This window comes from Micromonospora rosaria (assembly GCF_001567585.1).
GTDB classification, from domain to species: domain Bacteria; phylum Actinomycetota; class Actinomycetes; order Mycobacteriales; family Micromonosporaceae; genus Micromonospora; species Micromonospora rosaria.
In genome coordinates, this window is the sequence record NZ_LRQV01000083.1 from 23,811 (window position 1) to 32,695 (window position 8,885).

An 8,885-nucleotide genomic window follows, 5' to 3' on the forward strand; every position below is an offset into this window, starting at 1 on the left:
GTCGGGGTTCGTCCGGCCCGGACGAACCCCGACCACGACCAGGAGACGTCGATGAGGATGCCGGCCGGTACCGCCGTCGCCACCGGGGTGGGCGCCGCCGGTGCCGCCGCCTTCGCCGGGCTCTGGCAGGCGGAGGCGCGCCTGCGGCAGACCTGCCTGCCGGCGGAGAGCCTCGGCGCGTGCCTCAGCCCGCGCCTGCCGCTGCTGCTGATCTGGCCGCTGCTGGTCACCGCCGTCGGGTGGGGGGCGCTGCGGTGGGCTCGGGCGCCCCGGGCTGCCGGCGCGGCCGGCTGCGGGGCGGTCACCACCGCCGGGGCCCTGCTGCTGTACGAGGCGTTCCACCCGGGCTGGGTGCCGCCCCCGGTCGGGCTGGCGGCGTTGCTCGGCGCGGCCGGGTTCGCCGCCGGGGTCGCGGTGATACTCGCCCCGCTCCGGGCGGCCGTCCGGGTACCGCTCATCCTTGCCCTGCTGGTGCCGCACGCGGTCGCCCCGGTGCTGGACCGGTCGACGCAGCGCGCGGACCTGGAGCGGCGGCTGACCGCTGCCGCGCTGCCGCTGCTGGTGCCGGATCTGGCCGGCTGGCGGGTGACCGGCGTGGTGGTCCGCGACCGGGAGCGGGTGTCGACGATGGTGACGAACGGCTCCCGGAACGTCGTGATCGCCACGGTCCGGCTGCCGGCGGACTTCCGGCCGCCGCAGCGCTGCGGCCCATTCGACTTCCCCGTGCCGGACCTGCCGGTCCCGCCCTCGCAGCCCTGCCGGCCGGTCGCCGCCGACCACTGGGTACGCGACGGGGACGGGACGACCGCGCACCTGCTCCGCCGCGACGACGCCCTGCTGACCGTCAAGCGGGCGATCGGTGTCGCGGGCAGCGCCGACCTGGCCGCGGTGGCGGGTGCCCTGGTCGAGGTCAGCCCGCGCCGCCTGGCCGAGCTGGGCAGCCGGTGAGCGCACGCCGGCTGGCCGAGGTGGGCGGCCGGTGAGCCCGGCGGGCGGGCGCGGTGTTCCCTCCGTCGGTCGGGGCGGCCTGTCCGGGCACCCGCACTCCCGATGATCGGCGGGAGTGGGCAGAATGGAGGGGTGACCGAGATCGACTGGGAGCGACTGCGCGCCGCCGCCACCGAGGTGATGCGGCACGCGTACGTGCCGTACTCGAAGTTCCCGGTCGGGGCGGCGGCCCTGGTCGACGACGGCCGGATCGTGGTGGGCTGCAACGTCGAGAACGCCGCGTACGGGGTGGTGCTCTGCGCCGAGTGCGGCGTGGTCTCCTCGCTGCACGCCACCGGGGGCGGCCGGCTGGTCGCCCTCTCCTGCGTCGACGCCACCGGTGAGCCGCTGATGCCCTGCGGCCGGTGCCGGCAACTGCTCTGGGAGCAGGGCGGGCCGGAGTGCCTGATCGAGGCGAGGGGCGGCCCGCTGCGGATGGCGGAGCTGCTGCCGCACGCCTTCGACGTGGCCGACCTGGAGGCGGTCACCGGGGAACGCCCGGTGCCGGTGGTGCCGGACCGGCTGGCCGCCTGGCGGGGCCGGGGCACCGTCTTCGTCCACCCCGACCTCTCCGCCGGGCAGCAGGTCTGGACGGCGTACTGGGAGCGGTCCGCCGGGGACACCGAGGGGGCCGAGACCGGGGTGCTGGAGGAGGGCCCGAGCTGGGACGAGCCGGCCGAGGCGATCACCTGGGGGCTGGCCCGGACGCCCCGGGTGGTGGTGGTCGACGCTTCGGGCACCATCTTCTGGGCCGGCGAGGGCGACCCGCCGCTGGAGATCCCGACCCGCTGGGCGGGCTGAGCCCGGCGGCCGGTGACCACGGACCGGTGGCCACGGGCCGGTGACCACGCCGGTGGCGGGCGTCCCGTGACGACCGGCGGCCCCGTGCCGACCGGTGCCCCGCAACGACTGGAGAAGGACAACTGATGAGCGCGTTCACCGCCGTTGACGTGATCCGCACCAAGCGGGACCGGGGGGTGCTGACCGACGGGCAGATCGACTGGGTGGTCGACGCGTACACCAAGGGTCTGGTCGCCGACGAGCAGATGTCGGCGCTGGCGATGGCGATCCTGCTCAACGGCATGACCGCCCCGGAGATCGCCCGGTGGACCGCCGCGATGATCGCCAGCGGCGAGCGGCTGGACCTGTCGGGGGTCTCCCGGCCGACCGTGGACAAGCACTCCACCGGCGGGGTCGGTGACAAGATCACGCTGCCGCTCACCCCGCTCGTCGCGGCCTGCGGCGGCGCGGTCCCGCAGCTCTCCGGGCGCGGCCTCGGGCACACCGGCGGCACCCTGGACAAGCTGGAGTCGATCCCCGGCTGGCGGGCCGCGCTGAGCAACGACGAGTTCCTCGCCCAGCTCCGCGACGTCGGCGCGGTGATCTGCGCCGCCGGCTCGGGCCTCGCCCCCGCCGACCGCAAGCTGTACGCGCTGCGCGACGTCACCGGCACCGTCGAGGCGATCCCGCTGATCGCCTCCTCGATCATGAGCAAGAAGATCGCCGAGGGGACCGGGGCGCTGGTGCTCGACGTCAAGGTCGGCTCCGGGGCGTTCATGAAGTCCGTCGCGGACGCCCGCGAGCTGGCCCGGACCATGGTGGAGCTGGGCGGCGCGCACGGGGTGCGCACGGTCGCCCTGCTCACCGACATGTCCACCCCGCTCGGGCGGGCCGTCGGCAACGCCGTCGAGGTCACCGAGTCGGTCGAGGTGCTGGCCGGCGGGGGCCCCGCCGACGTGGTGGAGCTGACCCTCGCGCTGGCCCGGGAGATGCTCGCCGCCGCCGGCCTGCCCGACGCCGACCCGGCCGCCGCGCTCGCCGACGGCCGGGCGATGGACACCTGGCGGGCGATGGTCCGGGCCCAGGGCGGCGACCCGGACGCGCCGCTGGCCACCGCGAACGAGGTGGAGGTCGTGCTGGCCGACACCGACGGGTATGTCGCCGAGGTGGACGCGTACGCCATCGGGGTGAGCGCGTGGCGGCTCGGCGCGGGGCGGGCCCGCAAGGAGGACCCGGTCAGTGCCGCCGCCGGGGTGGTGCTGCACAAGCGCCCCGGCGACCCGGTGCGCGTCGGTGAGCCGCTGTTCGAGCTGCGCGCCGACCACGCCCAGCGGATCCCCGCCGCGCTCGCCGAGGCCTCCCGCGCGGTCCGCGTCTCGGCCACGCCGCCGCAGGTCGCGCCGCTGGTCATCGAGCGGATCGGCTGAGCGGGGCGGCGTTCGCGCGGTCACCGGAGGCGGCTATCCTCCCTGCCCAGGGGGGAGTGAGCGGCACCGGTACGACGTCAGACAGGGGTCTTCAGCAGTGACCGTACTCGCCCCCGATCCGCGGGCCGTGCGTGAGGCGAGCCTGGAGGAGCTGGACCGGCTGGGGTTGCCCCGGCCACCGGGCACCTTCCCGCTCGTCTGGGAGCCCGGCGACGAGATCGAGCTGCGTCCCACCGGGGAGATCGAGGCGCGGATCGCGGTGCTGCACCTGATCCTGGCCCGCTGTTTCGGGATGCCGCCGGACGCGGCGATGGGCTGGCTGCTCGGCTCGAAACTGGTGGAGATGCTCACCCCGCCGGAGTGGCAGTTCGTGGTGGGCGGCCGGGGGGACCACCGCTCCTTCGTGCTGCACCACGACGCGCTCTTCTCGCTGGCCTGGGTGCTGGGCCTGAGTAAGCAGCTCGATCCGCGCCTGCCGGTGGACGAACGGCTGGTGGACCGGCTGCCGCAGATCTCCCGGGGCGAGACCTTCGACGAGTGGCGGGGCCGGGTCCTCGCCGTCCCGCAGCACCCGGCCGACGCGGCGGCCCTGCTCGACCTGCACTACTGCCTGGACTGGGCCTACCTGGAGCTGGAGGAGGCCGGTCGGGTGCTGCCCGGGGCGGTCGACGCGAACGCGATCGGGCAGCGGCGCTGGGCGCTGGAGTGGGCGGTGGTCCTGCGCGGCCCGTACCACGACGAACCGCCCGGCTGGGAAGAGGTCGACCTCTCCACCTGAGCCCACCCAGGTCAGTTTCCACCTGAGCCCACCCCGGTCAGCGGGGGCGGTGCACGCCCAGTCGGACGGCCAGGGTCACCGGGACCGGCTCGGCCAACGCGGCGATCCGCGCGGCCAGCCGGCCCGGGTCGGCGTGCCAGGCGCTGGGGCCCATCCCGACCAGGGTGCCGACCTCCGCGCGGGTCAGCGCCAGCCGGCTGCGCAGCACCGTGGCGTCCACCTCGGCGAAATGACCGGCCAGGCTGCCGGCGACCCGGTCCGCCTTGGTCGGGTCCACCCGGAGCAGGCCGAGGGTGTCGACCAGTTCGGTGAGATGGTCGTCGGCCGGGGTCACCACCAGCAGCGTCCCGCCCGGGTCGAGCACCCGGCGGAACTCCGCGCCGTTGCGGGGGGCGAAGACGTTAAGCAGCACCGCGACCGAGGCGTCGGCGAGCGGCAGCCGCTGCCAGGTGTCGGCCAGCGCCGCCGCCGCCCGGGGATGGGCCTTCGCGGCGCGGCGCAGCGCCGGTTTGGCCACGTCCAGGGTCAGCCCCACCGCGTCGGGCAGCGCCGCCAGCACCGCCGCGAGGTGCCGGCCGGTCCCGCCCCCGGCGTCCACCACCAACGGGTACGCCGACCCGCCGCCCCGGGTGCGGGGCGTGGCCGTGGCGCGGGGCGTGTCGGTGGTGCGGGGCGCGGCCGTCGTGCCGAGCGTGGCGGTGGCGCGTCGCGCCGCGTCGGCCAGCGCGGCGGAGATCGGGTCGTAGTGGCCGGCGGCCAGGAACTCCGTCCGGGCGGCCACCATGTCGGCGGTGTCCCCGACGTGCGGGGCCCGGCCGGTGAGCAGGTTGACGTAGCCCTGCCGGGCCACGTCGAAGCTGTGCCGGCGCGGGCAGCGCAGGGACCGGGCCGGCCCGGTGTCGACCTCGGCGAGCGGGTCGGCGCAGACCGGGCAGCGGAGGCGGGCGACGACGTGCGGATCCATCCCGGACATCCTCGCAGCCGCAGTCGCGCCGGCCGGCACGGTGTGGCCGCGTCGACTGGCCGGGCGGGGCTGACTAGGGTCTGCCCATGGCCGCAATCTCGTACGAGGACATCGTCCAGGTTCCCAAGGCGCTGCTGCACGACCACCTCGACGGCGGCCTGCGACCGGCGACGGTCGTCGGACTGGCCGCCGAGGTCGGTCACGAACTGCCCACCACCGACCCGCAGGCGCTGGGGCGGTGGTTCGTCGAGGCGGCCAACTCCGGCTCGCTGGAGCGGTACCTGGAGACGTTCGCGCACACCGTCGCCGTGATGCAGACCGCGTCGGCGCTGCGTCGGGTGGCCGCCGAGTGCGCGCTGGACCTGGCCGCCGACGGGGTGGTCTACGCCGAGGTGCGGTTCGCCCCCGAGCAGCACCTGGAGCGGGACCTCACCCTGGACGAGGTGGTCGAGGCGGTGCTGGCCGGCTTCGCCGAGGGCAGCGCGGCGGCGGCCGAGGCGGGCACCCCGATCCGGGTCGGCACCCTGCTCACCGCGATGCGGCACGCCGCCCGCTCGCAGGAGATCGCCGAGTTGGCGGTCCGGCACCGGGACGCAGGCGTGGTCGGCTTCGACATCGCCGGCGCCGAGGCAGGGTTCCCGCCCACCCGGCACCTGGACGCCTTCGAGTACCTCCAGCGGGAGAACTTCCACTTCACCATCCACGCCGGGGAGGCGTTCGGGCTGCCGTCGATCTGGCAGGCGATCCAGTGGTGCGGCGCGGACCGGCTCGGTCACGGCGTCCGCATCGTCGACGACATCACCCCGGGTGAGCCGCCGGTGCTCGGTCGGCTGGCCGCGTACGTGCGGGACAAGCGGATCCCGCTGGAGCTGTGCCCCTCGTCGAACGTGCAGACCGGGGCCGCCCCGTCCATCGCCGAGCACCCGATCGGGCTGCTGCGGGACCTGCGGTTCCGGGTGACGGTGAACACCGACAACCGGCTGATGAGCGGGACCTCGATGTCCCGCGAGATGGCCCTGCTGGTCGACGCGTTCGGCTACGGCTGGCGGGAGTTGCAGTGGTTCACCATCAACGCGATGAAGAGCGCGTTCATCCCGTTCGACGAGCGGCTGCGGATCATCGACGAGGTGATCAAGCCGGCGTACGCCCGCCGGCTCGCCGGGTCCTGACCCGGCCCGTCACCGGCCCCGGCCCGGCAGGTCGTCCGTGGCGGGCGGGGCCGGGTGCCCGGTGAGCAGGTGGGCGACCCGCCGGAGCACCTCGCTGGCGCGGGCCGCCTCCGCGCCCAGGCCGGTCTGCCGGCGCAGCACGGCCGGCTCGGCGCGCAGCAGCGCGACGCCCCGGCGGAGCAGTACCCGGGGGGCCTTGCGCTGCTCGGCGAGGTCGCGGGCGAGCCGGCGCAGGAAGGTCGCGCCCCGTGGCCGGCGCAGCGCGTACGCCCCGGCGAGCAGCCCCCGACGACGGCATTCCGCGACGATCTCGGCGGCGAAGATACCTTCGGCCACGAAAAGCGGCGATCCGGTGAGGTCCAGTGTCCGGGTGTCCACCTGGCGGTCCGCGCCGATCGCATAAACCGGCACTTCGGCCTTGCCGTCCCGGACCAGACGGGCAATTGTTTCCACCGCTGCGGCGGCGTTCCACGAGTCGGGGGAATCCCAGTCCACCCGCCCGTTTCGCCATGGCAACGTAGGGTCATCGCCATCCTTGTAGAAGTCGTCCAGACAGAGGACAGGAAGTCCTGTTTGTCGCGCTATGTACGACTTTCCGGAGCCGGATGGGCCAGCGAGCAGGACGACGCGACGAAGGTGTTCCATTACTTTCGGTGACTCCGGCCAGACGGATTGCGATCAAATTGCATCAACATCTCATCACACCGCGCGTAAGGGCCAGCCTGGGCTTTCTCTTTGAGGGGGCGGCGTGATGGAATCTCGAAGGTCCGACCCGCCGGGTCGGCCGCTGGGCGGTGCCCGGGGTAGTGCCGCGAAAGTTGTGATCGCGAGGGCGGTGACGTGAGCAAACGACCAAAGGCGGGGGGCTCGTTCCTGTCGCGGTTGCGTCCCACCGGGCGCCTGCGCGACATGCCGATCTGGTCCAAGCTCGGTCTGATCATGATCGTGCCGACCATCGCCACGGTGGTCGTCGGCACGAGTGGTCTCATCGACCACCTGGACACGCTCAACAACGCCAACCGCGCCGGTGACCTGGCCAACCTCACCGGCTACTCGGGTGACCTGGTCAACTCCCTCCAGGACGAGCGCACCTCCGCCGTCCTGCTGCTCGGCGCGGCCCCCGGCCCGCCCAAGGAGCAGTACCGGGAGGCGTACAACCGGGTCAACCAGCAGGTCGACCGGGCGAAGGTGCCGTACTCCCGGCAGCGTGCCGAGGTCGGCGACCTGCCGGCCAACCTGGAGGGCCTGCTCGACCGGATCGACCAGAACCTCACCGACCTGCCCGGCACCCGCAGCCAGGTCTTCAACGGCCGGCTCAAGCTGACCGACGCGGTCCGCTCGTACGAGGTGCTGATCAAGGACCTGCTCGACATCCGGGACTCCGCCGCCCAACTCGCCGGGGACAACGACCTCGGCGAGCGGATGCGGGCCGCCGCCGCCACCGCCCAGTCCAAGGAGTGGCTGTCGAAGCGGCGGGTGGTGGTGCACCGGGCCCTGATCCAGCAGGCGCTCACCCCGGCGCTGCGCGAGGACTACATCGCCACCGGCACCGGCCAGCAGCAGTTCCTGGAGAGCTTCTTCACGGTCGCGAACCAGTCCGAGGAGGAGTTCTACACCCAGACCGTCGCCGGCCCGGACCGGCGGGAGGCGGACAAGTACAACGGCTGGATCAAGAGCAACAGCACGGACAGCATGGCCGGCGCCCCGTTCGGCGCGGACCAGTGGGACGCGGCGATGACCGCGAACGCCGCGCTGATCCGTACCGTCGAGGCCAAGCTCGACGGGGACGTGGTGCGCCAGGCCGACGCCATCCGCTCCGACGTGCAACGGCAGGTCTTTTTTGAGACCGGCCTGCTGCTGAGCATGCTGCTGCTGGCGATCCTCTTCGCGTACCTGGTCGCCCGGTCGATGGCCCGCTCCCTGCGCGAGCTGCGTCAGGGCGCGCTCAACGTCGCCCAGTACGGCCTGCCGCACGCGGTGTCCCGACTGCGCGACCCGCAGGTCACCGGCCAGCTCTCCCCGGCGCAGCTCGCCAACCAGATCGCCGAGCCGCTGCCGGTGCGCAGCCGGGACGAGTTCGGCCAGGTGACCGAGGCGTTCAACGCGGTCCACCTGGAGGCCGTCCGGACCGCCGCCGAGCAGGCCGCGCTGCGGGCCTCGGTCGCCACGATGTTCGTCAACCTGGCCCGCCGCTCGCAGATCCTGGTCGACCGCCTGATCGGTCACCTGGACCGGCTGGAGCGCGGCGAGGAGGACCCGGACCGGCTCGCCGAGCTGTTCCAGCTCGACCACCTGGCCACCCGGATGCGTCGCAACGACGAGAACCTGCTGGTCCTCGCCGGGGCGGACTCCACCCGGGTGCAGCGGGAGCCGGCCGCGCTGATCGACGTGCTCCGCGCGGCGCAGTCCGAGGTGGAGCACTACACCCGGATCGAGTTCGGCGTGATCGACCGGGACATCGAGGTCGCCGCGCACGCGGTCAACGACCTGGTGCACCTGGTCGCCGAGCTGTTCGACAACGCGACCGCCTTCTCCCCGCCGGACTCCCAGGTCATGGTGGAGGCCCGCCGGGTCGGCGAGCAGGCCTCGCTGTACGTGGAGGACCGGGGCATCGGCATCAGCCGGGAGCAGCTTCTCGACTTCAACGAGCGGCTCGCCACGCCGCCCCAGGTGGACGTGGCCGTCTCCCGGATGATGGGGCTGGTCGTGGTCGCCCGGCTCGCCTCCCGGCACGGGGTCCGGGTCGAGCTGCGCCCCGGCGCCGACCGGGGGACCGTCGC

The 8,885-nt window shown here is 74.1% G+C and carries 8 protein-coding genes; 6 read left to right on the forward strand and 2 right to left on the reverse strand.

The genetic code is table 11. From position 1 onward, the window contains the following. Window positions 1-51: 51 nt before the first annotated feature. The 4 genes from AWW66_RS20620 to AWW66_RS20635 all read left to right on the forward strand — a co-directional run bounded on the left by AWW66_RS20620 (window position 52) and on the right by AWW66_RS20635 (window position 3,972). Window positions 52-948, forward strand: coding sequence for a hypothetical protein (locus AWW66_RS20620; RefSeq protein ID WP_157527635.1), 897 nt, complete (start codon window positions 52-54; stop codon window positions 946-948). A gap of 102 nt (window positions 949-1,050) precedes the next feature. Continuing rightward, window positions 1,051-1,788 carry a cytidine deaminase gene (locus AWW66_RS20625; protein WP_067368994.1) on the forward strand — a complete coding sequence of 246 codons (738 nt, stop codon included), beginning with the start codon at window positions 1,051-1,053 and terminating at the stop codon, window positions 1,786-1,788. 125 nt (window positions 1,789-1,913) lie between these two features. Beyond that, window positions 1,914-3,194 carry a thymidine phosphorylase gene (locus AWW66_RS20630; protein WP_067368996.1) on the forward strand — a complete coding sequence of 427 codons (1,281 nt, stop codon included), beginning with the start codon at window positions 1,914-1,916 and terminating at the stop codon, window positions 3,192-3,194. A gap of 97 nt (window positions 3,195-3,291) precedes the next feature. Next, window positions 3,292-3,972: a DUF4272 domain-containing protein gene (locus AWW66_RS20635; protein ID WP_067368999.1), complete on the forward strand. Its 681-nt coding sequence runs from the start codon at window positions 3,292-3,294 to the stop codon at window positions 3,970-3,972. A 37-nt stretch (window positions 3,973-4,009) separates the two neighbouring features. Here the strand turns inward: AWW66_RS20635 and AWW66_RS20640 are convergent, their stop codons facing one another. Next, window positions 4,010-4,936 carry a putative RNA methyltransferase gene (locus AWW66_RS20640; protein WP_067369002.1) on the reverse strand — a complete coding sequence of 309 codons (927 nt, stop codon included), beginning with the start codon at window positions 4,934-4,936 and terminating at the stop codon, window positions 4,010-4,012. Window positions 4,937-5,022: 86 nt separating this feature from the next. Between AWW66_RS20640 and AWW66_RS20645 the strand changes: the two genes are divergently transcribed. After that, window positions 5,023-6,105: an adenosine deaminase gene (locus AWW66_RS20645; protein WP_067369005.1), complete on the forward strand. Its 1,083-nt coding sequence runs from the start codon at window positions 5,023-5,025 to the stop codon at window positions 6,103-6,105. Between the two features lie 9 nt (window positions 6,106-6,114). Here AWW66_RS20645 and AWW66_RS35510 read toward each other — a convergent pair whose 3' ends face one another. Continuing rightward, entirely contained in the window at window positions 6,115-6,483 is a 369-nt protein-coding gene (locus AWW66_RS35510; RefSeq protein WP_245648393.1) for a hypothetical protein, read from the reverse strand. A 462-nt stretch (window positions 6,484-6,945) separates the two neighbouring features. Between AWW66_RS35510 and AWW66_RS20655 the strand changes: the two genes are divergently transcribed. Then, the coding region (locus tag AWW66_RS20655; protein ID WP_157527637.1) for a sensor histidine kinase at window positions 6,946-8,885 on the forward strand (1,940 nt) is incomplete at its 3' end.